General features: G+C 47.0%; 22 protein-coding genes and 2 pseudogenes. 19 read left to right on the top strand and 5 right to left on the bottom strand.

All coding sequences use genetic code 11. The annotated features are described in order from the left end of the window. Positions 1-196 precede the first annotated feature (196 nt). The 3 genes from ACAN55_RS15055 (at position 197) to ypfJ (ending at position 2,286) form a co-directional block, all read left to right on the top strand. Positions 197-949 (top strand): YheC/YheD family protein, encoded by a 753-nt coding sequence (locus ACAN55_RS15055; protein ID WP_379134252.1) that lies wholly within the window; start codon positions 197-199, stop codon positions 947-949. Positions 950-1,128: 179 nt separating this feature from the next. Beyond that, positions 1,129-1,305: a hypothetical protein gene (locus ACAN55_RS15050; protein WP_379134250.1), complete on the top strand. Its 177-nt coding sequence runs from the start codon at positions 1,129-1,131 to the stop codon at positions 1,303-1,305. A gap of 150 nt (positions 1,306-1,455) precedes the next feature. Further along, positions 1,456-2,286 (top strand): KPN_02809 family neutral zinc metallopeptidase, encoded by an 831-nt coding sequence (gene ypfJ / locus ACAN55_RS15045; RefSeq protein WP_379134248.1) that lies wholly within the window; start codon positions 1,456-1,458, stop codon positions 2,284-2,286. Positions 2,287-2,295: 9 nt separating this feature from the next. Here ypfJ and ACAN55_RS15040 read toward each other — a convergent pair whose 3' ends face one another. Next, entirely contained in the window at positions 2,296-3,036 is a 741-nt protein-coding gene (locus ACAN55_RS15040) for a spermidine synthase (protein ID WP_379134246.1), read from the bottom strand. Positions 3,037-3,084: 48 nt separating this feature from the next. After that, on the bottom strand, positions 3,085-3,678 hold the full coding sequence (locus ACAN55_RS15035; protein WP_379134244.1) for a TetR/AcrR family transcriptional regulator: 594 nt from the start codon (positions 3,676-3,678) through the stop codon (positions 3,085-3,087). Between the two features lie 189 nt (positions 3,679-3,867). Here ACAN55_RS15035 and ACAN55_RS15030 point away from each other — a divergent pair, with 189 nt between their 5' ends. From ACAN55_RS15030 to ACAN55_RS14990, 9 genes are all read left to right on the top strand, one after another. Next, the gene (locus tag ACAN55_RS15030; protein ID WP_379134241.1) at positions 3,868-4,716 is read left to right on the top strand and encodes an SDR family NAD(P)-dependent oxidoreductase; all 849 of its coding nucleotides are present in this window, start codon (positions 3,868-3,870) and stop codon (positions 4,714-4,716) included. Positions 4,717-4,819: 103 nt separating this feature from the next. Continuing rightward, on the top strand, positions 4,820-6,148 hold the full coding sequence (locus ACAN55_RS15025) for an ABC transporter substrate-binding protein (RefSeq protein ID WP_379134239.1): 1,329 nt from the start codon (positions 4,820-4,822) through the stop codon (positions 6,146-6,148). A 159-nt stretch (positions 6,149-6,307) separates the two neighbouring features. Next, entirely contained in the window at positions 6,308-8,089 is a 1,782-nt protein-coding gene (locus tag ACAN55_RS15020; RefSeq protein WP_379134237.1) for a sensor histidine kinase, read from the top strand. 5 nt (positions 8,090-8,094) lie between these two features. Next, positions 8,095-9,720 carry a response regulator gene (locus tag ACAN55_RS15015; protein WP_379134234.1) on the top strand — a complete coding sequence of 542 codons (1,626 nt, stop codon included), beginning with the start codon at positions 8,095-8,097 and terminating at the stop codon, positions 9,718-9,720. A 61-nt stretch (positions 9,721-9,781) separates the two neighbouring features. Then, positions 9,782-11,386, top strand: a complete 1,605-nt coding sequence (locus tag ACAN55_RS15010) for a glycoside hydrolase family 32 protein (RefSeq protein WP_379134231.1) — start codon at positions 9,782-9,784, stop codon at positions 11,384-11,386. Between the two features lie 13 nt (positions 11,387-11,399). Then, positions 11,400-13,265, top strand: a complete 1,866-nt coding sequence (locus tag ACAN55_RS15005) for a glycoside hydrolase family 32 protein (protein ID WP_379134228.1) — start codon at positions 11,400-11,402, stop codon at positions 13,263-13,265. Positions 13,266-13,289: 24 nt separating this feature from the next. Next, positions 13,290-14,222 (top strand): carbohydrate ABC transporter permease, encoded by a 933-nt coding sequence (locus ACAN55_RS15000; protein WP_379134225.1) that lies wholly within the window; start codon positions 13,290-13,292, stop codon positions 14,220-14,222. Positions 14,223-14,235: 13 nt separating this feature from the next. Continuing rightward, the gene (locus ACAN55_RS14995) at positions 14,236-15,075 is read left to right on the top strand and encodes a carbohydrate ABC transporter permease (protein ID WP_379134222.1); all 840 of its coding nucleotides are present in this window, start codon (positions 14,236-14,238) and stop codon (positions 15,073-15,075) included. Positions 15,076-15,123: 48 nt separating this feature from the next. Continuing rightward, positions 15,124-16,083, top strand: coding sequence for a carbohydrate kinase family protein (locus ACAN55_RS14990; protein ID WP_379134219.1), 960 nt, complete (start codon positions 15,124-15,126; stop codon positions 16,081-16,083). Between the two features lie 308 nt (positions 16,084-16,391). Here the strand turns inward: ACAN55_RS14990 and ACAN55_RS14985 are convergent, their stop codons facing one another. After that, a complete protein-coding gene (locus ACAN55_RS14985; RefSeq protein WP_379134216.1) occupies positions 16,392-16,952 on the bottom strand; it encodes a GNAT family N-acetyltransferase in 561 nt (186 codons plus the stop codon). Between the two features lie 127 nt (positions 16,953-17,079). Here ACAN55_RS14985 and ACAN55_RS14980 point away from each other — a divergent pair, with 127 nt between their 5' ends. From ACAN55_RS14980 to ACAN55_RS14970, 3 genes are all read left to right on the top strand, one after another. After that, on the top strand, positions 17,080-17,709 hold the full coding sequence (locus tag ACAN55_RS14980) for a YfbR-like 5'-deoxynucleotidase (protein ID WP_379134213.1): 630 nt from the start codon (positions 17,080-17,082) through the stop codon (positions 17,707-17,709). A gap of 142 nt (positions 17,710-17,851) precedes the next feature. Then, on the top strand, positions 17,852-18,838 hold the full coding sequence (locus ACAN55_RS14975; RefSeq protein ID WP_379134210.1) for an aldo/keto reductase: 987 nt from the start codon (positions 17,852-17,854) through the stop codon (positions 18,836-18,838). Then, positions 18,838-19,239 (top strand): NUDIX hydrolase, encoded by a 402-nt coding sequence (locus tag ACAN55_RS14970; protein WP_379134207.1) that lies wholly within the window; start codon positions 18,838-18,840, stop codon positions 19,237-19,239. Before ACAN55_RS14975 ends, ACAN55_RS14970 begins: the two co-directional genes overlap by 1 nt. Positions 19,240-19,312: 73 nt before the next feature. Here ACAN55_RS14970 and ACAN55_RS14965 read toward each other — a convergent pair whose 3' ends face one another. Both ACAN55_RS14965 and ACAN55_RS14960 read right to left on the bottom strand, forming a co-directional pair. Beyond that, entirely contained in the window at positions 19,313-20,185 is an 873-nt protein-coding gene (locus tag ACAN55_RS14965) for a pentapeptide repeat-containing protein (RefSeq protein ID WP_379134204.1), read from the bottom strand. Between the two features lie 228 nt (positions 20,186-20,413). Continuing rightward, positions 20,414-21,043 carry a DUF1796 family putative cysteine peptidase gene (locus tag ACAN55_RS14960; RefSeq protein ID WP_379134201.1) on the bottom strand — a complete coding sequence of 210 codons (630 nt, stop codon included), beginning with the start codon at positions 21,041-21,043 and terminating at the stop codon, positions 20,414-20,416. 165 nt (positions 21,044-21,208) lie between these two features. On the opposite strand from ACAN55_RS14960, the gene ACAN55_RS14955 reads away from it, so the two are divergent. The 4 genes and pseudogenes from ACAN55_RS14955 (at position 21,209) to ACAN55_RS14940 (ending at position 23,624) form a co-directional block, all read left to right on the top strand. Continuing rightward, a complete protein-coding gene (locus ACAN55_RS14955; RefSeq protein ID WP_379134198.1) occupies positions 21,209-21,463 on the top strand; it encodes a glycosyltransferase family 2 protein in 255 nt (84 codons plus the stop codon). Between the two features lie 148 nt (positions 21,464-21,611). After that, positions 21,612-22,973, top strand: a complete 1,362-nt coding sequence (locus tag ACAN55_RS14950) for an LTA synthase family protein (RefSeq protein ID WP_379134196.1) — start codon at positions 21,612-21,614, stop codon at positions 22,971-22,973. An 89-nt stretch (positions 22,974-23,062) separates the two neighbouring features. Then, positions 23,063-23,236 (top strand): annotated as a pseudogene (locus ACAN55_RS14945) (erythromycin esterase family protein); the annotation flags it as partial. Beyond that, positions 23,233-23,624: pseudogene (locus tag ACAN55_RS14940) on the top strand (erythromycin esterase family protein). The pseudogenes ACAN55_RS14945 and ACAN55_RS14940, both read left to right, overlap by 4 nt. The last annotated feature ends 131 nt before the right edge of the window (positions 23,625-23,755 follow it).

Genomic DNA, 23,755 nt, shown 5'->3' with positions numbered 1-23,755 from the left:
CCATCTACATGGTACGCATATTGCGTCTGCACTAGAGTATGACGGAGGTCCAGGGAAGGTACGGGCGAATAAGCTGGAAAGTTTATCTTCGCAGGCGGGCTGATGATTTATTCCGATGTCGCTGTACCCGCATAGTATGCAGTGACTTTGAATATAGGGCAGGTTGCTGGAATCTATCCGATAGGAGAGTGCAGGCGTGAAAGCCAAATCGACAAATTTAGTGCAAAGCAAATGGATCAAGACCAAATTGCTGCTACAGAACAGCTCCATACAGCCTTTTATCCCGGATACCCGGAGATTTACCAGACAAAATTTGGAACAGATGATTTATAGCTATGGAATGGTATATGTGAAGCCTGAACGGGGTACGTACGGAAATGGGGTCATCCGGGCCGAGAGGGAAGGACGCCAGGGATTCACTTACCAGTATGAAGAGAAAATTAAGCGTTTTGATTCGATGGAGAGCTTTTACAAGAGCTTATCAAAACGCACGGGTGGAAGGAGTTATCTGATACAAAAGGGGATCCATCTCCTGAAGCATAATCAGCGCCGTTTCGATATCCGGGTAATGGTCCAGTTAAGTCCAAAGAAAGCCTGGGAGGCTACAGGAATTATAGGGCGTTTGGGTCATCCACGTAAAATAGTAACAAATTACCATAGCGGCGGTAAACCGACTGCGGTGGGTAAATTGCTGTCCACCCATCTGTCGGATCGTGAGCTTTCAAAGTTGAATAACGAGCTTAGCGTTTTAGGTGTGCGAATCGCAACTCATATGCAGAAAAAGTATCCGAAGATGACGAAGATTGGAGTGGACATCGGGTTGGACCGGTCTTTGACTCCTTGGATTATCGAAGTGAATATGAATCCCGATCCGTATATCTTTAACCAGCTTAAAGATAAGTCCATGTACAGAAAGGTCATGCATTACCGCCGTTTCTTCTTGAAGTAATGAAGCAGTAGCGGCGCAACAACTAATTCCATAATTAATATTGAGCCAGCAGATCTCCAAAGGAATGGAGAACTGCTGGCTTTAATTTGGTGTAAAGTGGCACACTATGAATAATCGGAACGTCATCATGCCAAGCTAATCCATAGCTTCTACCCACTTGCACGATAGGAGGAAATAGCTTGGCGCATTCCAAACAACCGGACAAAAATCTAATTAATGTTGTTAATGATCTAGAGGAAAGACCTGTGAACAGTCAGGAGGCACAGCAGTTAAACCAGAAGAAACTCGACAACCGCAAAGAAATGATGCGAGATGAAGAAAAGGAACCGAGGTATGGACAAAACCGTTATCAATAACGGTAAACAACTATCGAAGTTTTGAGTGTAGATAAGCAGCAGGGTGGCGGGAGATTCCTGCCACCCTGCTGCTTTTACTAGTAGAAATGTGTCGTAGGCTATGAAGATAGGGTAAAGGATTGATACATCTACGACAAGGGGGTTACATGAATGCAATGGAGAGGCAGAAGAAGCAGCAGCAACGTAGAGGATCGAAGGGGCGGATCTGGTAAGCTCGTTGGGGGCGGGATCGGCGGGATAATTATAATAATCATCGTAACATTACTTGGCGGTAACCCTGGTGATCTGCTGAATAATATAACGTCTACAGGGACCGGTCCCAATGCACCTTATACCGAAACCGCTCAGGAGAAGGAGCTATCCGAGTTTGTTTCTGTAGTATTAGCGGATACAGAAGATGTCTGGACTGAACTATTCCAGGAACAAAATAAAGTATACGAAGAACCCACACTGGTCTTATTTACCGATAGTGTACAGTCTGCTTGCGGTGTAGCAGGTTCATCGACAGGACCGTTCTATTGTCCTGGTGATCATAAGCTATATATAGATCTAAGCTTTTATGATGAGCTGCAGAGAGAGTTTCAGGCACCGGGTGACTTTGCCATGGCATATGTGATTGCCCACGAGGTCGGACACCATGTGCAGAATCTGCTTGGGACTAACATGTCCCAGAGAAGCCAGCTCAGTCAGGAGGAGGCCAATGAATATTCCGTCCGTCTGGAACTGCAGGCTGACTATTATGCCGGTGTCTGGGCCAGCCATGCCCAGGGTATGAATCTGTTAGAAGCAGGGGATCTGGAAGAAGCGCTGACCGCAGCGAGTGCGGTTGGTGATGACACCATCCAGAAAAAGTCCCGGGGTTATGCCGTCCCCGAAAGCTTCACCCATGGCACGTCCGAGCAGAGAAAACGCTGGTTTAACAAAGGATTTCAATCAGGAACGATCAGTGGCGGAGATACATTTAATTCGCCTCAGTTATAAAAACTCATACTATCGGTCCCAAATTATATGACCCGTACCGAGGGTGACTTCTTTAAACCCAGACATATGACGGATCTGATAGGCGGCAGGGTGATATCCGGCCCAAATCACAATGTTGTGCGCTTCATTGTTACCTCCGGTACGAAGTGCAAACGCGTTGATAAAGGGAAAAACCTCACGGAGTGTTGAATGGATGGCATTCAGCTGCGCGTCTTGTCCGATTTTGCCGATGGCATTGATAAGCAGTGCGCCATCAGACTCCAGCTTGTCGGCCGCCACCCTGAAGAACTCACTGGAGAATAAATGCCGGGGCATTCCTTTGCTGGTGAAGGCATCAAGAATGATATAGTCATATCCATGGTTACCACTCTGATCCAGAATCTCCCGTCCGTCGCCGATGATGATCTCATGCCCATGATATCCGAAATACTGCTTGCTGAGTTCCACAACTTTAGGGTCGATCTCCGCAGTGGTAAAGCGCTTCTCGGGATAATATCCTGATATGGTCCCGATGCCATGGCCAATGACGAATGCATTTGCGAAAGATGGGTTATTGCTCTGCATGAGGTGAATGATGGCGCGCGGGTATTCCAATACCACACGGTCCGGATTATTCAGATCTATAGCGCCTTGCACATCGCCATTTGCGAACTGCAGAACCCGGAAGCTTCCTTTTTCCCCGTATAGAGCTGAGGTCTCGTAAACAGTGATATCATGCGTCCCGCTCTTTTCCTGAACTAAAATCCGCAATTGATTAATCCCCTTAATTAACCTGCAGCCCTCCGCTGCGGGTTTTATTCATGATGTTATCGAATTAACAAAGCAGATCTTGTCGCTGCCATGACGAAGCAGACTAGCTCCCTGGCGGGCCAATTCCTCCGGTGTGATGGTCTGTTTCTTATGCCATTGCAGAGCTGCGCCGTAGACGGACCAACTGATCATAGTAATGGTAAGTTCTATCTCTTCAGAGAGGCTGTTGCCGTCCGCACGGTTTAGCAGGATCATCGAGATGAAGGCGGCGAGCCGGGAGATGATCTTCTCTTCCATTAGTGACATTACTGAAGAGGAGATTTTCTTGCAGCCTTTCTTGACTTGGATCAGAAATTCACAGGCGGCAATAATCAGCTTCTCCAACGTTTCTGGTTGAAAGGCGCTGGTATCGATGTTTTGACCGGCCAGTATCTGATCGAACAGCTCAACAAAAAGTGTCTCCAGCAGAATATACTTATCCTCATAATGCGCATAGAAGGTAGCCCGGTTAATCGTGGCACGCTCCGTAATATCTTTTACCGTGATGGAATCGAAATCCCGCTCCATGATAAGTTGTGTAAAGGCATCCTTAATCAGCTGTTTGGACCGTATAACCCGCGGATCCAGTTCATTAACGATCATATATACATACACCTCGCATTCATAAAGTTGAAATGACTTCACCGACAGATTGAACTGTGTGTTGCTAAAGCATACACTTGCTCATTCTTGTTGGTTGACCGGCTTCCGGTTAGATATTAGTATACTAAACAAGTGATGCTTTCACAACACGTGTTGTCTAAATGAATCTATAATAATGGAGGAATAATGATGCAAAATACAAAAAACAACAATACCGCGATCATCACAGGAGCCAATAATGGAATAGGGCTGGAGCTAACCCGCAGATTACTGAGTGAAGGCTGGCAGATTATCGCACTGATTCGCTCGAGCTTCCCGCAGGATGATAATTTCATTAATAAAGCGATCCAAGAGGGGCGTATACGTACGTACCGTGCGGAGTTGACTGATTTCGACAGCTTAAAGGCTGCGCTGAAGGAGATAAAGACACATGAGGAGAAAGCAGATCTGCTGTTCAACAATGCAGGTGGCAGCCTATCTGAGCTTAGCTTCTCCAAACAAGGGCGGGAGAAACATTTTGAATTGCAGACGGTTGTGCCGTATATCATCTATATGGAATTAAAGGATCTTCTGAAGAAGGGAACGATGACGACTGTAGTAAATACCTCCAGTAGTGCGATGAATACCATCAAGTCCTTTGATGCGGATACTTTGGCGCATCCGACAACATTCAAGAAGCTGTTCGGTCCTTACGCCACCACGAAGCTGGCCCTTTCCTTATGGACACGTGAGCTTGCACCGGCGGCTTCAGACGAAGGAATTACGATCTTGAGCGTAGATCCAGGTGGTAATAATACGCTTCGTAAAGATAAAAACTCTGGACTTCCCTTCTATATCAAACCACTCATGAAGTTTCTGTTCGCTCCGCCGACCAAAGGGGCCTCCCTGCTGTATGAAGCCGCTCTTGGTCCGGCTAAAGGCTCACCCGGTGATTTTCTAATCAAAGGAAAACCTCGGAAGTTGAAATATGTCCAGCAGAGCGGGAGAGTTCTGGAGATTGTACAAAGTATTTATTACAATGAGTTCAACAATAACTGAACATTTTATAAGCTTTAAGCAGAGAATAATGAATTTATTCGCCGGAGCGGTCTGATATATTTCAAGTGTAAGGGCTACCAATACTTGAAAGGGGAGTGCAATAGTGAGCAGCAGGTTTAAAATCGCCTTGAGTGTAATGCTGGTTGCCGGTCTACTGGCCGGATGTGGAGACAAAGGAGGGAACACGGAATCTGCGGCAGGATCAACAGATGCGCCGAAAGAGAAAAAGGTGACGCTGACGTTCTGGAGAAACTCTGGCAACGAATCTGAGAATTCCGCTTATGACAAACTGGTGGCTTCTTTCAATGAAAGTCATCCAAATATCAAGGTGGAGATGAGCCCAATTCCATATGCTGATTATGATACGAAGCTCAGAACTTCGATCGCATCCGGCAATCCGCCTGATATTATGGCCATCGACGGTCCTAACATGGCCTCATACGCCCAGGCAGGTGCTCTTCAGCCGCTAACTGAATTCTTTAAGAAAGACGGAAATTTGGAGGATGTCCCTGAATCGACCATGGCTACTTATACTTATAATAGTGAGATCTATATGGCTCCGCTAACGGAGTCGTCGATTGCCATGTTCTACAATAAGAAACTGTTTGAAGCTAAGGGCATTCCACTTCCGTCTAAGAACCCTGAAGAGCCATGGACTTGGGATCAGGTGCTTGATGCCGCCAAGAAAGTAAACGATCCGGCAAAAGGTATTTTCGGTATCGATCCGGCCCAAGGGTTCGGGAATGCCGGAGGAACGGCATATTTCAAATATCCGATCATCTGGCAATTCGGCGGCGAGGTCATGAGCCCTGACGGAACAACCTCCAAAGGGTATCTGGACAAGCCGGAAACCAAAAAGGCACTACAGTTCTTCTCTGACCTGTACAATAAGGACAAGGTCTCTTCACTGGAGTATCCTCCGGATCCGTTCCCGAATGGACAGCTTGCCATCACCATCGACGGCTCCTGGTCACTTGGCAATTATGCCGATAAATTCCCGAACTTCAAGCTTGGAGTAGATTATGATATCGCTCCGCTTCCTAAGGAAGTTCAGCAGGCTGTAGCGAACGGTAGCTGGTCGCTGGCCATTTCATCCAAAAGCAAAAATGCAGAAGCAGCTTGGCAGTTCGTGAACTGGGTTACGGGGGCTGAAGGGGCAAAGATATACTGCTCCATCACCAAGGATATTCCAGCGCGCTACTCCGTTGCTAAACAATTCCCTGAACTAAATGAATATCCGAAAAATATTTTTGTAGTCCAAAATCAAAAATTCGGCAGACCACGTCCGATCACTCCGATCTTCCCGCAGATGTCCGAAGCGGTCAATAAGATGATCGAAGAGATCACTATCAGCGGTCGGAATATTGATGCTGCCATCTCTGATGCCATCGGTAAAATTGACAAGGCGTATGCCGGTCTTCCACAAAAATAATTCTTGATCAACAAAAAGAGGCGACCGTATTTACGGCCGTCTCTTTCAAGCATTGTCCGGGACATTGGCGTATGACTGCTGTGATGTGCTATTCCCAATCGTTAAGTTAACAACTATACTGGTTGGATATTGACCATAGAAACCAGAAGGGGTCACGCTATGTTCTACTCACTGCGAAACCGGCTAATGCTCGCTTTCTCTATCCTGCTGATCATTCCATTTACCGCTGTCGTATTTATCCTGAGCAGGGAATCGGCTAACCTTATTCAAAGCTCCATAGAATCTTCCACACTGCAAACTATAGACCAGTTCGCATCTCATGCCGGGTCGCTGCTGCTGCAAATTGAGGACACAGGTAAGCAGGTACTAAGCAGCCGGATTACCCAGGATTGGATCACTACAGAGCTGAATGATGAGAGCACGGAAGGGGAGCGATATTTAGCCAAGCAAAGGCTCCGTGAGTTTTTCTCTTCTTTTGCCGCGAACAATTCCACTCTGCTCTCCATTTCCACGTTTCGGGCGGAAACCGGGGGCCTCTGGACACAAAACAGGGATTATCTAGACACTTATTGGTTCAAGCAATATTCGCAGGAGGATATCCGCTGGACACAGGCCCACCGAGATACGGATCAAAGCGATGACAGTATGCGCGAACGTGAGGTGAACAGCCTGGTTATGCCGCTAGTTCAGCTCCAGCAATTAAGCAATGTCGGGGTGATCAAGGTGAATTATCCCACCAGCCTGCTGCGGGCGGATATTGACAAGATCCGGTTCGGTGAGAGCGGAAAGGCATTTCTGCTAACTGAGCAAGGTGAAAATGTCTTGAATCAGGACCTCAAAGGAAGCAGAGAAGTAATTAGTGCAGGGCTCGCACATGTGTTGCAGGACACCGAGAGCACTGTAAGCGGAATTATGCCTCTTAGGCAGAACGAGACAGATTATTTGCTGTTTTACCGGAAGCTCCCGCAGCAAGGCTGGATTATCATCGGTGAAGTGCCTAAAGAAGAGCTGTATGCGACGATTACCGATATCAAGGAAACGCTGCTGCTTGCAAGTCTGGGACTGCTGGTTATTGTAATTATTGTGGCGCTTGTGCTGTCCACGGGCATTACCAAACCGCTAAGCGCCATGGCGCGTTCGATGAAGCATATCAAGCATGGACGTTTTGATCTGGCTCTGAAGGACATACCCAAGGGCAGATCAGGGAAGAATGAGGTCGACTATGTGGCTGGTGTCTTTGAGCAGATGACCCATCGGCTGAAATATCTGATCGAGACGGAATTTGAAACCAATCTACGCAGGAAAAATGCGGAATACAAAGCGCTGCTGCTGCAGATCAATCCACATTTTTATAATAATACGCTGGAAATCATCAGCGGTCTGGCAGCCATGAAGCGGGAAGATCTCGTTATGGATGCAACGGAAGCTCTGGCCAAGATGATGAGATATGCGCTAAATTTGGACAGCGACCTCGTGAAGATAAGCGAAGAGATGGGATATATCCGGGATTATCTGTTTATCCTTAAGCTTCGCAACGATGACCGGCTGGTAGTGGATATCCGCCAGGATCCGTCTCTCGATTCCCTGTTAATTGCCAAGTTTATATTGCAGCCACTGGTAGAGAATGCGGTGAAATATAGTCTGGAAAAAGACGGTATCGCCGAAATCACCCTCTCTTCCTCGATGATCGGAGACCGGGTGCACCTCACAGTAGCCGATAACGGGATCGGCATGCCACCGGAGCTGATCCGGAGTGTGCTGTCGGATATGGAGCTTAAAGGTGGAGTAGGCATCCTGAGTGATGAAGGGAACAGCATAGGGCTGCGCAATGTGCTCTCCCGCTGTCGTCTGTACTATGGGGAGCAATTTGAAGTGAAGCTGGATTCAGAGATGGGGCAAGGGACTTCCATTACACTGATCCTGCCGCCGATAAGGAGCTGAAGAAGATGTACACCGTTATGCTGGTGGATGACGAGAAAGGGGTCCGTAACAGCATTAAAGCGAAAATCAACTGGGAAGAAGCCGGGTTCTGCATCGTCTCCGAGGCGTCCAGCGGGAGTGAAGCTTTGAAGCTACTGGAGCAAGGTCCACTGCCGCATCTGGTTATCTCCGATATCCGAATGCCGCAGATGACCGGAATTGAATTTATTCAAATCTGCCAAAATCGCTATCCGGATCTTCGGACGGCAGTGTTATCCGGATACTCGGATTTCGAATATTTAAAATCAGCCATCAAATTGGGAGTGAAGGATTATCTGCTAAAGCCTGTAGCCCGTGGAGAGTTAATCGAGCTGCTCGCCAGGCTTAGTGCTGATCTGCAGTCGGAGTTTGAGGAGATTCAGGCCGCGCAGCGTGAGCTCGTGCAGAAAAATGAACAGCTTCGAATGCTTCAGGAGCACTTTCTTCTCCAACTGGTTAAGGAGGACTGGCACAGTCTTTCCGCAGTGAAGGAACGGCTGATTCAACTCCAACTGGCCCCGCTTTCCGTAGAAAATTTGAATGCCCGATTCCTGGCTGTAGAAATGCGGATTCCGCCGGGGAGATTAAGCGGGTGGGAGGACCGCCGGGATTTGCTTCACCTGGCATTTCAAATGCTATGCCGGGAGACGGCTTCCCAGTGGAGGGGGATTTATCCCTTTGCGGACATTGCCCATTCCTCCATTATGTATTTTCTAATTGCTACCAATGATGAGACTCAGCATTCCCGATTGGCAGAGAAGTTCATGGAACAACTTAGAAGTAATATATCTAATGTTCTGAGGTTGGACAGCGTCATAGGAATTGGTGAACCTGTCACGGGAATAAACCGGTTGAAGAACGGATATGCTTCGTGCATGTTGTCCTGGAGTCAAAGTACAGTTCACGGCCAGGAAGGTCAAGAAACTCATGGAGTACTCGAAATGACCCACTCGTTTACACCGGAAGTCGAACGAAAGCTGATTCAAGCCATTGAGAACCTTGACATGAAAGCATTCCACCGTCAATTAGACGCTATATTCAAACCGGACCAGGAAACTCCGGTATTTGCCTTTACCTTTCTTGCCCTGAGAGTACTGCTGCTCTTCAGTTCAGTGGCCAAGAAGTTTGAGATCGCCGGATCAGCACTGCAGCAATATTTATGGAACTGCCAGATGATGATTTCCGGTCTGGAGTCCCGCGGGGAAGTAATGGGACAGATTGATGTGCTTGCAGAGCAGGTAATGGAAGAGGTGAAGAAGACCCGATTCTCCAGTGGACTTCAGCTGGCAGAGGCGGTGCGAAAATATGTGGAAGAGAATTTCAGTTATGAGCTGACGCTTTCTTCGCTGGCGGACATGTTCCATATCAATGAAACTTATCTTTCCGGACTGTTCAAGCAGCACGTTGGCATTACATTCAGTGATTATGTCACCGCGCTGCGGATCTCGAAAGCCGAACAGCTTCTTCGTGAAAATGAGCTGAAGCTGACGGATATCGCCATGCTGGTCGGCTATTCCACCTCCAGCTATTTCAGTACCTGCTTCAAGAAGAGCTTCGGAAAAAGCCCCAAGGAGTACCGCGAGGAATATTTGCAGCAGAAGAATCAAGTTTAACCGGAATGTTCAGTTATAGCAGGCCATCCCCGTTTCCGTGCGAAACCCGGGTGGCTTTTTTGTGCTGAAGCGTAACCCTTTGAAGCATGAAATTGCAAGTCAACAACCGAGGATATTGAAATATTTCGTTCCGCTGATCAGCTACAATGATCTCAATAAAGTGAGCGAAGGAGTAGACAACATGGATAAGTCAAAGCAAGCACTAGACCACCTAAATGAAGTCCGCCGGGCGGATGAAGCGGTTTCCATCGTGGCGGAATCGGCCGGGCGGGATGAATACAGGCTTCAATATCATGTCATGCCTCAAGCCGGGTGGATGAACGATCCTAATGGCCTGGTCTTTTTCAAGGGGGAGTATCACCTTTTCTACCAGCATCACCCGTACAGCGACAAATGGGGTCCGATGCACTGGGGGCATGTCGTGAGCAGTGATCTGGTGAACTGGCGGCACTTGCCTGTTGCATTAGCCCCTACGGAATCATACGAGTTAGGGGAGACGGGCGGTTATGGCTGCTGGTCCGGCAGCGCCGTGGCACACGAAGAAGAGATGCTGATGTTCTATACGGGGCATGTGGATGGAAGGCATCCGACAGAGGTTCAATGCTTAGCCCGAAGCCGTGACGGAATCGTGTTTCAGAAGCATACATCAAACCCGGTTATTTCCGGTTCCCCAGATGAAGGGAATGTCGGCTTTCGTGACCCGAAGGTATGGTCGCATGAGGGTACCTGGTATATGATCCTCGGCTCCGGCAAGGATGGCACGGGAAAAGCTCTCTTGTATAAGTCGGCGGATTTATACGACTGGCAGTACATAGGTGCCGCTGCCGAAAGTGACGGAACTCAAGGGGATATGTGGGAATGTCCTGATTTGTTCGCTTTGGACGGAAGCCACGTTCTGCTGTTGTCACCTATGAATATGGAGGGTTCCAAAAATTTATATATGACTGGAGAAATGGACTATTCCACGGGCCGATTTACACCGATGGTTCAGGGCAAGTTGGATTACGGCCCTGACTTCTATGCAGCTCAAAGCTTCCAGGATGATAAAGGCAGACGGATTCTGATCGCCTGGATGGACCGCTGGGGCTCAAAGATGGCCCAGGAATCGCGCGGGTGGTACGGAGCAATGACTTTACCTCGGGAACTGAGGTTGAAGAAAGATGGAACGCTTGTGCAAATTCCGGTTCCTGAGCTTGCCAAGCTGCGACGTGATGAAGTTATTGCTTCTGACCAGCTGCTAATGAATGGGCAATCCATGATGTGGCAGACGCCTGATAATCAGGGGTTTGAATGGATCGCGGAATTCGATTTTGCCGGGAGTCTCGCTGAACGCTTGAATATGAAACTGCTCGTATCCGCTGATGAAGGCGAAGAGACCCTTATCGATTATATAGCGGGAGAGAGAAGATTAATCCTGGATTGCAGCAGATCGGGACAAGGTGATGTGCAGATCAATGAGGTGATACTCCCTGAAACGGGCAGTACCCGTTTGAAGCTTCATGTATTCGTTGACCGCAGCTCCATCGAAATCTTCGTTAATGACGGAGATGTTGTAATTACGAGTAGAGTGTACCCGTCAGCACTAACTGGAGAATTACAATTTAAGTCTCATGGGGGCGACATTAAGCTGAGTTCATTAAATCTCTGGAATCTATCGCGGATCTAGGAGGAATTCAACCATGAGTATTTATCGGACAAAACTGCTGAGCCTGGTGGTGCTGCTTATTCTCATGCCCGGCTGCAGCGGTGGCGGAAAACTGTCGGAACCAACTAACCGGGGGAAGCAGGCAACGCCGCTTGAAACGGTTACAGAAGCTTTTCAGTACAACACTGATCCCAATTACTATACGGAGTTGTATCGTCCCCAATATCATCTCTCACCGGAAACAGGGAATATGAGCGATCCTAACGGCATGGTGTATTTTGAAGGTGAATATCACCAGTTCTATCAGAACAGCGGGCAATGGGGCCATGCCGTCAGTACAGACCTGATCCATTGGATGCATCTTCCCGTGGCTCTTATGAGGGACTCGCTCGGTGAGATTTGGTCAGGCAGTGCAGTCGTAGACTGGAACAATACCAGCGGATTTTTTGATGGCAAGCCGGGGCTTGTGGCTATATTCACCCATTTTCAGGGCGGAACCCAGTCGCAGAGCATCGCTTATAGTGCGGATAAAGGCAGAACATGGACTAAATATGAGGGTAATCCCGTTATTCCGAATCCGGGACTTAAGGATTTTAGAGATCCCAAGGTATTCTGGCATGAGGATTCAAAGTCATGGGTAATGGTAGTTTCTGTAGATAATAGGGTGCGTTTCTATACCTCGCCTAATCTGAAACAATGGGAAATGACCGGTGAATTCGGACAGGATCAGGGATCGCATGCCGCGGTATGGGAATGCCCGGATCTGTTCGAACTGCCGGTTGAAGGAACATCCTCGAAGAAATGGGTGCTTGCCGTCAGTATCGGCAATAACACGGCAACCAAAGGTTCTACCGCCCAATATTTTGTGGGTTCCTTTGACGGCAAGACCTTCAAGAATGAGAATCCACCTTCTCAAGTGCTCTGGACCGATTACGGCAAGGATTTCTATGCCGCTGTCTCCTATTCGGATATTCCCGAATCTGACGGCCGACGAATTTATGTTGGATGGATGTCCAACTGGCGTTATCCCTTCAATATGCCGACGGGTCCACGGAAAGGGAATATGTCGATTCCCCGGGTCCTGACGCTTAAAGATATCCAAGGCAAAGGGCTGCGCCTCTCTCAGGAGCCGGTCAAGGAACTGGAGAATCTTAGAGGCAAGGGAGTTGTATTAAAGGCACAAGATCTAGCCAAGGGCACCAATCCCTTGTCTGTGCTTAAAGGAACTTCTTATGAGCTGGATACTGAATTTACGGTCAGCCAAGATGCTCTTTTTGGACTCAAGCTACGAATGGGAGAAAGTCAGGAAACGGTCATCATGTATGACGCTTCCTCCTCTACGCTGACGCTGGACCGGCCCCGATCAGGCGAAAGCGCGTTTGAGGCGGGCTTCGCCGAGAAGATCAGCGCTCCGCTGAAAGCCGAGGACGGGCGAATCAAGCTCCGTTTTTATGTAGATGAGTCTACTCTTGAGATATTCTCCGGGGATGGAACGACAGTGCTTTCGAGTTTGGTATTTCCAGATGCGACAAGCAACGGACTGTCGGTCTTCTTGACTCAAGGCAAAGCAACCCTGGAAAGAGCTGTATTTTATCCCATGAAGACGGTTTGGCGCGATGAGGTGCCGGACGGTACGCTGCCACTGCGCATATTGCTTGGTAAAGCTAGCATTGATGTTCCGGTTGGACGAAGTTCAAAGATTACGTCTGCGGTTCTTCCGCTCACAGCACCCCAGGAATTGATCTGGGAATCGGGTGATGAAAGCATTGCAAAGGTGCAGAGCAATGGAGGAACCGAAGCGGTAATTCAAGGCCTGCACGATGGAACCGTTGAGATAAAAGCCCGTACACCCGACGGCAAAATATATGCGGTAATAAATACGTTTGTATTTAAGCCATAACCATAGATTGGAGATGAAGAACCCATGACAGATACCCCAGCGGCGGCACGGACCAAGACCGGGCAGGCTTCGGAGCATAAAATTCTCCATAAGCTGAAAGGTGAGGAAATGACAGCCTGGTGGTTCGTCTTGCCTTCACTGGCCTTATTGCTCATTTTTGTGTTTTATCCGATGCTTCAAGCATTTATTATCAGCTTCCAGAATTACAATCTGGTCGGTTCCACAAAGACATTTGTTGGGCTGGATAATTATAAATCACTGATTTCGGACAAGGATTTCTTAAACAGTTTGAAGCATTCTTTCTATTTTGCGATCATTGTCATCCCGATTCAGACCTGTATTTCACTCGGAATGGCTCTGCTTATTCAGAAGAAAGTCGTGCTGACTGGACTGTTCCGCACCTTATATTTCATTCCCGTTGTCATTTCGACGGCAGTAGCGGCTACAGTATTCAAATTGATCTACAACAAAGAGTATGGTCTTCTAAACAATTTCCTTGAGCTGGTTCATCTGCCTACGACCAATTTCTTGTCCAATCCGGACACGGCGATGAACGGAGTGATCATGCTCGGCATGTGGAAAGCCGTTGGCTTTTTTATGATCATTTTTCTGGCAGGTCTGAACAATATTCCTCAGGATTTGTATGAGGCATCACGAGTGGACGGGGCTACTAAAATCCAACAGTTTATTCGAATAACTCTGCCTTTACTAAAACGTACTACCGCATTTGTTGTCATTATTACAACCATTGATGCAATTAAAATCTCCGGACTCGTGTTCGTACTAACTGGAGGTGGCCCCAACGGGTCGACAGAGACTGCCGTATATTACATTTACAAAATGGCCTTTCAACAGATGCAGATGGGTTATGGTACAGCTGCCGCATTCATCCTGTTCGCCATTGTACTTGCAATCTCTCTTGTGCAGATGAGATTATTCCGAAATGATGATTACTAAAGGAGGGAAGAACATGAACCGCTTCGCGGGTTTTCTTAAATACACGGTGATGATTCTGCTCGCCATTATCTCCATAATCCCGATTATCTGGATGATCTCAGGTGCTGTAAGACCATACGAAGAACTATTCAAATATGCGAACAGTTTCAATATTCATTTATTTGTGCCGGTGCATCCGACACTGCAGAATTTCAAAGATGTGATCTTCAGTGAACGTAATCCGTTCATCCGTTATATCAGCAATACACTGCTAGTCGCATCCATAGTTACAGTTCTGGTGCTGCTGATCAACTCCATGGCTGCATTTTCTTTCGCCAAGCTCAGGTTCCGGGGCAAAGCGGTGATCTTCGCCTTGTTCATGTCGGCGATGATTATTCCGGGCGAAGTAACGCTCGTTCCGAACTACCTGCTGATGCATAATTTTGACTGGCTTAACTCCTACAAAGCTTTGATAATTCCCTCAATGCTCTCGGTCTTTGGCATCTTTCTGCTCCGGCAGTTCTTTGCCGAAATCCCTGACGAGATTCTGGAAGCAGCAAAGATTGACGGAGCATCAATGCCTCGGACATTTGTAAGGATAGTTCTACCAGCTGCGGTGCCTCCGATGATCACTCTGGGTTTAATGACGTTTCTGGGGAATTGGGATTCTTACTTATGGCCGCTTATCGTAATCAATGATGACAAGAAACAGATGATTCAGGTGGCCATCGCCGCTTTCTCATCAGTGGAAGGGACGGACTGGTCGAAGATTCTGGCTGCAAGCACGATTTCAACGGTACCGATCCTCATTTTGTTCCTGTTCCTTCAACGGTATTATATTCAGGGCATTACGATGTCAGGCGTTAAGGGGTAATCAGAATGAGCTCCCGGTACACTCTACAAAGAATTGGAGAAATTTGATATGGCTTATGATGTTGTTGCATTGGGTGAACTCTTAATTGATTTCACCCCAGGCGGTCTATCTCCTTCAGGAAATCCATTGTTTGAGCGCAATGCCGGAGGAGCACCAGTGAATGTGCTGGCTGCTTTGTCACGGCTGGGCAAGAGAACAGCATTTATCGGCAAGGTTGGAAATGATCCCTTTGGGCATTATCTGCAGGATACACTGCGGGTGGAGGGAATCGACGATAGCGGACTTTTATTTACGGATCGGGCGCATACGACGATGGCCTTTGTTCATCTGGATGCACAGGGAGAAAGATCCTTTCACTTCTGCCGGCAGCCAGGAGCGGATGAAGAGCTTAAATATTCGGAGATTGAGACATTTCTACTGGATAGAACTGAAATATTTCATTTTGGGTCGATTTCCATGTCCTCAGAATCAAGTCATGAAGCCACGCTGAAGGCTGCCTTGATGGCAATCTCCAAGGGTGCGGTGATTACCTATGATCCCAATTGGAGGCCTGCGCTATGGAGGGATGAGGAACATGCGAGGCTGACGATGGAAGAAGGAATGAAGCTCGCTAACGTCATCAAGTTGTCGGAGGAGGAACTTGTGTTTCTTTCGCAAAAGAACTCTCTGGAAGCAGGGGTCAAGGTGTTGATGGAACGGTTTCCAGCCAAACTGATGCTCGTTACACGAGGTGAGGAGGGGACTTATTACAGCACCCGTACACTATCCGGTAACGTACCATCTTATCCGGTCAAACCTGTAGACACGACAGGGGCCGGCGACGGATTCATGGGGGCATTCATCTATCAGCTTCTGGAGGCCGGAAAACCAGCTGTGGAATGGACGAAAGAAGAACTGGAGACCGCGTTGTCCTTTGCAAATGCGGCTGGTGCACTGGCCACTACGCGTAAAGGAGCGATTGCTTCCTTAGCTACGCTGGAAGAAATCCTATTGTTGACAGGGAAATAGTCGACTATTCATCCAGTGATTCATGTTTGACTTCCCTCTCAAGCGGGTAATAATTATCAGGTGGGAAGTGGATTTTCAATAAACAGGTTGGAAGGACATGTCGCATGTTTTCCGAAGGGTTGTTGATTGGACCATGTACTATCTGAAAGGCAAGAAACGTTCGAGATTCCGTCGGTTATTTTCCGGTATATCTCCCTAGCTATCGCAAACGGCTTAAATTACTTGCATAATTAAAACACTTCTCACCTTTAGAGGACTCTGTAGGTTGCCTGCAGGGTCTTCGTTTTGTCTAATCCTGATATACGTTTCTAATGCTGCCGGAACGACTGTTGATGAAAAGAGCTGATATACCGGAAAAGAGACTCGCCGCCATCCTCAATGCTAAGTTTCTCTCCAAGCGGCAGAACCATGGCCTGATAGGGCTCCGGCACCCAAATATACTGGTGAATATACTCTGTTAATATAAATCCGCAGCGTTCCCAAAACTTGACCCGCTCCTGATGTTCTTCACTGTCTCCGGCTTCAACTTCAATAAGAATACCTTGCAGGTTACACTTGTTATTCCCCCATGTGGAGAGCATCTCCAGAAAAGTACGTCCGAGACCACTTCCACGCAGATCCTCCCTCACAGCCATATAGTCAATAATCAGCAGAGTGCCATGAATGCCTCTTGTTATTCCCGTTACAGCCATCGCAACTAGCTCATCCCCAAGGTAACCTCCATGCAGTTGTCCGATACCGCTCTCCACGATGTTCCGTAGAATATGTACCGGCTTCGCTCCATGAGGAAAAGCTTCCTGATAAATCGGCTCTGTTTCTGTCCATACGTTCTCATCCCATTGTGTGTACGTTCTAATTGAAAAAGTCATTCTCTGTCTGCCTCCAGCAATTGCGTAATGAACAGCTTTATATCTAGTTAATCCACATTTTACACTAGCAATCTATACTGTAAACAAAACCTACAAAATTTATGAACTTTAAAAGGAAGCTGAAGCCATGGGAATCCATAAATATTTTCGCTCATTGAATGAGTTGGAACGAATTATCCGCTGTCCGGGAAAGTTCAAGTTCGAAGAACATAGCGTGGCTGCCCACTCCTGGAAGGTAGTACAATACGCCAAAACACTTGCCGACATCGAAGAGAAGCATGGCCAAGTTATAGACTGGAAAAAGCTTTATGAGATCACAAGCAGTCATGACTATGGTGAGATCTTCATCGGTGATATCAAAACCCCGGTTAAACATTATTCGATGGAGCTTCGCTCTCTCATTCAGCAGGTGGAAGAAGGGATGGTTCACCATTTTATTGATGAACATATTCCCGATGAATTCAAAAGCATCTTCTATAATCAATTACGGGAAGGTAAAGATGACTCCGTGGAAGGGCTGATTTTGGAAGTGGCAGATAAGCTCGACCAGGTGTATGAAGCTTTTGCCGAGCTACAAAGGGGTAACACTGAGAAAGAGTTTGTCGTTATGTACCGCAACGCATTGATCAAGATAAAGAATATCCATTTAAAATGTGTCGATTACTTTCTGGAGGAAATCCTGCCTGACATGGTGGATGAAGAAACAATCTCGTCGATTAATATCAGGCAGATTACGGAAGAAGCTCTGGCCGGTTAAGCTTAGTTGTAGAATCGGGGCTTTCGTGTTCTATGGGACCCCGATTATTGGTGTGGGCTCATCCTGAAAAAATGCTTGCGTTAGAGTGCGCTTCAAGGGGTATGATATCTATATTTCGTAGTTAAGAGAGGCGGTAATGTACTTGGAACAACGCATTTTAGGTCAGAGCAACTTGCAAGTATCCGCGCTGGGACTAGGCTGTATGGGTATGTCGGAATTTTACGGGGACAGTGATGAAGCGGAATCTCTCCACACGCTTGACAGGGCATTTGAGCTTGGCGTTACATTTCTGGATACCGCAGATATGTATGGCATGGGCAGAAATGAAGAATTAGTAGGACGGGCTATCAAGGGCCGCAGGAATGAAGTAATCTTGGCTACCAAATTCGGTAATGTCCGTGATAAAGACGGGAAACCACTCGGGATTAACGGGCGTCCAGAATATGTGAAGGCGGCTTGTGAAGCCAGCCTGCTTCGACTTGGTGTTGACCATATCGACCTGTATTATCAGCATCGGGTGGATGCCAATACACCTATTGAGGAGACAATTGGTGCGATGGCCCAGTTGGTCAAAGAAGGCAAGGTCCGGTATCTGGGGATGTCGGAAGCAGGTCCTGAAACCATTCGCCGTGCAGCAGCAGTACATCCCATTACCGCGCTGCAAACTGAATATTCGCTTTGGAGCCGGGATGTAGAGGATGAAATTCTCCCGCTTTGTCGTGAATTGGGTATCGGGTTTGTACCGTATAGTCCTTTGGGCCGCGGATTCCTTACTGGACAAATTCGCAAGTTTGAAGACTTGGAGGAGGGCGATTACCGCCGGTTCTCTCCGCGGTTTCAGGGAGAGAATTTCAACAAGAATTTGGAGCTTGTGGCGCGAGTCGAAGAGCTGGCCGCATCGAAAGGCTGCAAACCGTCTCAATTGGCACTTGCCTGGCTGCTCGCGCAAGGTAACGATATTGTTCCAATCCCGGGGACGAAACGTACGGTCTATCTGGAGGAGAATCTCGGAGCACTCGCTATTCAGCTTACTTCAGAGGAGCTGGAAATGATTGATGAAGTGGCTCCTAAGGGTGCTGCTGTCGGCAACCGTTATCCAGAAGCATCCATGAAGAGTCTGAATCTGTAATGGCAACAAGAATTGATAAGGTTGCCTGGATTCACATCGTGGATGGACGGATATTAAGCGCACGTTCGAAAGGACAAGAAACTTATTATTTACCTGGAGGGAAGAGAGAGCCGGGTGAGAGTGACGTGGAGACACTGGTACGGGAGATTGAAGAGGAGTTGTCCGTAGCTATCCGGCCAGAGACGGCTTCCTTATTTGGAGTATTCGAAGCCGGTGCACATGGCAAAACGGAAGATATTAAAGTGCAGATGACTTGCTTCACAGCCGATTTCACTGGGGAGCTTCGCCCGGCATCGGAAATCGAGGAAATGGCTTGGCTCGGTTATGTCGATCGTGACCGTGTTTCCGAAGTCAGCCGGATCATCTTCGACCGTCTGCATGAATTAAAGCTTCTGAAATGATGCTAATTCGCTCATATTAAGATGAAGACAGGAGGCCCAATCAGGCCTCCTGTTTTTTTAATTATTCGAATAATTAATTCTGTTGCCAGTGTGAAGGATATTCCAGCAATGGGGGCAGTTGTGTATTGGAATCGCCGATCGCAGCATTCACCTGGAATTGGGTAAGAAATATACTTCCTCTGAGGTCTGCACCCCTGATATCAGCATCCCTGAAGTCGGCTCCAATTAAATCAGCCATCCGCAAATCAGCTTCTCTTAAATCGGCTGCAATTAGAAAGGCTCCTCTTAAATTGGCACCCCTTAGGTCGGCTCGTTTAAGCTTGGCGCCGATAAGATCGGCTCCCCGTGAATAAGATTTCCGTCGGTCTGCCGCTGGTGTTGAAATAGTCTCCGCTTCGTTGCGCACCAGTTCACTGGTACGGAGCAGCAGCTTATTCACTTCTGCACGGTGTGCGTTCACATCCAGACTAAGAAGAGTTTCCGGCTGTTGAAGAGTGAGCTGCTGTGTATGCTCTAGAGCACTCTGGAGTTCTTTTTGAAGAGAATAAGCCGCTGTATGAATTAAAGCTTCGTTAAGGTACCAGAGCAGTTCATGCAGCTGGCGCATGACAGGAAATACTTCGAACATTTCTTTGGCCTTATCCGGTGCCGTCAGCCAATCTACCCCGTCATAGGTATAACGAGAAACCTTCTGTCCTGCACCGAAGCAGTCGTACACGGTACAACCCCGAAAGCCTAGCTCCCTCAGTTCCTGGTGCTGCCCGCACCGGAAATTAGTTTGCAAATGCGGGCAAGGCTGACCTGCTTCTTTATTAATGGCGAAATCGATGGATTCCGAGAAAGGAAGAGCCGCGCAGCATAAACCGAAGCATTCTGTACAGTCAGCTTTAAGGTGGTTGAAGTTCTCTGGCGAAGTAGGAACTTTATAATTATGTGTATCAGACAATGTATAATCTCCTTCTTGAATGCTGTTTGATATGTATGGAACATTATAATACGAGTTCGATAATTGCGAAATGAAATCTAATTATTTATTAAATCAGCTATCTTTATTAAGAGAAATGGATCCGGTTCTTAAATAATTAAGTGAATTTGAACAGACCTCCAGGCAAATCGCCCGGAGGTCTGTTTTTATTTTCGGAAGGAATGCGAAACATGAGCTGGCTATTATTAATTACCGGAGCGTAAAAGCGTTCAACAATCCCCGCCATATATAGTCATTATCATGGAACATATCCGGAACATTAGGAATCTGAAGAGCACACACATTGTGGAAAGGCCATGGCGTCTCAACGATCCCGGGTACCGGTGCGTGATTAATAACGAGCAGGTTGAATTCTCCCTGAACCATGCTGTCCAGCACAGTTAACAGCTCAGCCGTTTCATGGATCGTGGCCTCCGTGCGTATAAAAAGGATCTTGGCCGTATTCTTTAGAGTCTCCATGAAACGAGGAACACGGCGGTTTATTTTCTCCCGAAGCTCAGGGTAGCTGTTTAACTGTTCCGACGTATTCTCAGAAAGCGGGAAATCATGATGGGAAAAAATATAGTAGGCAGCATCCCGCACGATATAACAACCGGCTTGATCATTGATACCCGTAACACTCAGATTCGGGAGTTCCATATAGTGTGAAAATCTATTGCGCAGTAGATTGCTGACACCTGCAAGAATCGGCGATTCCACCCAATCCAGCACACCGCCAATTTTTCTTAACATATAACGGGATAACTGATCTGCTGGAAGGCAGTTATGGCCTAAGCTGAAGATAACGTCGTATGAGCCCTTGATCTCACTGAAATTCAAACGAAATCCCTCCCCGACTAATTTACTATTATTAAATTAATCTTAGAGAGAAAGGGTCTGGACAATATAACCTATTTTCACATACTGGAGTCATTTATACCTGACAGTTCATAATTTTGCGAATAAATTAAACTAGAAGAAATTACGACAGGTGGTGTTTGACCATTGGCTAGAGTATCAATCCTGATGCCTGTATACAACGTGGAATCTTTTATAGAAGAGGAAATTTATAGTATTCTGCAGCAGACTTACCGGGACTTTGAGTTAGTGATTATTGATGACGGGTCAACAGACACAACTGCCTTGGCATGGGCACATAAAATACTGAACGCTAATTGGCGGGCGCAGAAATATAACCAGGAGATTTTAAATACAGTGTTATCCCAGTGCTTCAAATACTCCGAGCAATTATTACAGTAACCTGTCTGCGGAAGATGAACTTCGTTGTGGCCCTTACTAGGGTCATTTTTTTCAGCTTCCAGCTTGTCTGTTTATACTCGCGCATAAATCCGGAGGAACGAACCACAATAAGCACAGAATGCTGGTTAAAGGAGCGAATTCCTCGGTTATGAATCCATCTACCACACATAAATCCATACGAAGAGCCCTTGTTCTACTAATCACTTTACTCCTCATTTTCTCAGGATATTATGAATACTCTGCCAATAAAATAACAGCCATATGGAATCAAAACCATGGTGTTCCTTTTGTAATTGGTCGAAATAGAAACTACTTCGCTGCCGGTGCAGGATATAATCTTATTGTGGTTCAGCTTGAATCGTTTCAGAATTTTGTGCTGAATACTTCCGTTGACGGGCAGGAGTTAACTCCTGTTATGAACAAGCTGGCAACCGAAGGTTTATATTTTCCATACATATTTCAGCAGATAGGCAGCGGGAATACTTCAGACGCTGAATTCATGAGCAATACCTCCATTTACCCGGTGGGAGCGTCGGCAATGTCAACTAAGTATGGTAACCGTGAGTTACCAAGTATGGCTAAACTGCTTCATCCAAGAGGGTATCACGCAGACACTTTCCATGTGAATGATGTGAGCTTTTGGGACCGGAATCTAATGTATCCAGCGCTTGGTTTTGATTCTTACTATGATAAGCCGTATTTTCCAGTTGCCAAGTTTAACCGGTTTGGGGCTTCAGACGAGGCGTTGTACAGGGTAGGCATTAATAAAATGAAGACACTCCATAAACATCACAAGAAGTTTTATGCCCAGTTTATTACAGTGTCCAGCCATGCTCCCTTTTCAATACCTAAGCAGAGCAGGCGACTGAAGCTGAATCCGAAATTAAGTGGAACTCCTCTTGGAGATTATCTTACGGCGGTTAACTATACTGATTACGCTCTTGGAACGTTTATGGATAAGCTTAAAACAACCGGATTGTGGGATAACAGTGTAGTTGTCTTTTATGGGGATCATTATGGTCTTCACAAGAAGAAATTTAATCCTAAGAAGATTAGTGAAACTTTAGGAATTACATATCATAAGCAAATCAGTACCTTCAATGTACCACTCATAATCCACATCCCGGGGGAGCGGCAGGGGGTAATCGTTGAGCAGACAGGAGGACAAATTGATATTTTGCCAACACTTGCGAATATTATGGGTATCGACCTGAAGCGTGAAGGGTTTACTGCATTTGGACAAGACTTATTGAATACCAGCCACAACGTGATTGGTATGCGCTATTATATGCCGACGGGAACCTTTTTTAATAATGACATCCTCTTTATACCCGGTAAAAATGGATTCGAGGACGGTAAGGCTACCTCCATTCGAACTCTGCAGAACATTGAGGATATTACCCCTTTTAAATCGGATTACGACTATATTAAGAAATGGATGAAATTGTCGGATAAATACGTGAAGCAACTGCCAATACGGAGAGAAGTCCAAGCCGAAACAGACAACTGAGAGGAGCAAACTTGTATGAGTCATGATTTAGCGATTGGTCGTCCTGCTATACCCTAAACCGTTACGTTAAAGGTTATGCTGGTGCCGCTGCCAGCGCGAGGGAAGCCTTGTACGATTTCAACCGCTGGCCCATCTGGATGTGGGCTAACCATGAGATTCTGGAGCTGGCCGAATGGCTCCGTAGCTATAATGCGGTTAAAAGTGATTCCGAGAAGGTTGGTTTCTTTGGCATTGACATGTACAGTCCGCACTGGAGAAGATGATGGAATTCCACGGAGAGGAAGCACGCGCACTGGTCTGGGAGCACAATACGCATATCGGAGATGCTAGAGCAACTGATATGGCGGGTGAAGACATGATCAACGTGGGGCAGCTTATGAGATCATGAATGTACCGCCTGCACTGAAGAACAGCTGGGAGGAGCTTCTGCACCGGGATGGAGCGGAGGACAAGCTGCTCTTATTTGATCAGGAGTCGCCGGGACTGGATGAGACGATGGTCGGGCACCGGGCCATTGGTGTTGTATATCATCCTGAACGGGAGCGTGGCAATTATGTGCCGACGGTTATTCCGATGCGGTACAATGCGTTTATCTATCTGGATCAAACAAATGCATTGTCACCTCTTGCCGTTGAGATCCTTCAAGTATAGCTTAGCTATGCAATACTTGAAGCTATATTAAATCCGCGCTAAGGCGCGGGTTTTTTGTATATAAAGTGATTAGAGGTATCCTTTCATAAAAAAACAGTTACGGTTTAATTTGTCTTGGGTTAATATGTAAG

The organism is Paenibacillus oryziterrae (assembly GCF_042610485.1).
GTDB lineage: Bacteria > Bacillota > Bacilli > Paenibacillales > Paenibacillaceae > Paenibacillus_AQ.
Note: the sequence above shows the minus strand (reverse complement) of the source record. Positions and strands in the feature narration are given on the sequence as shown.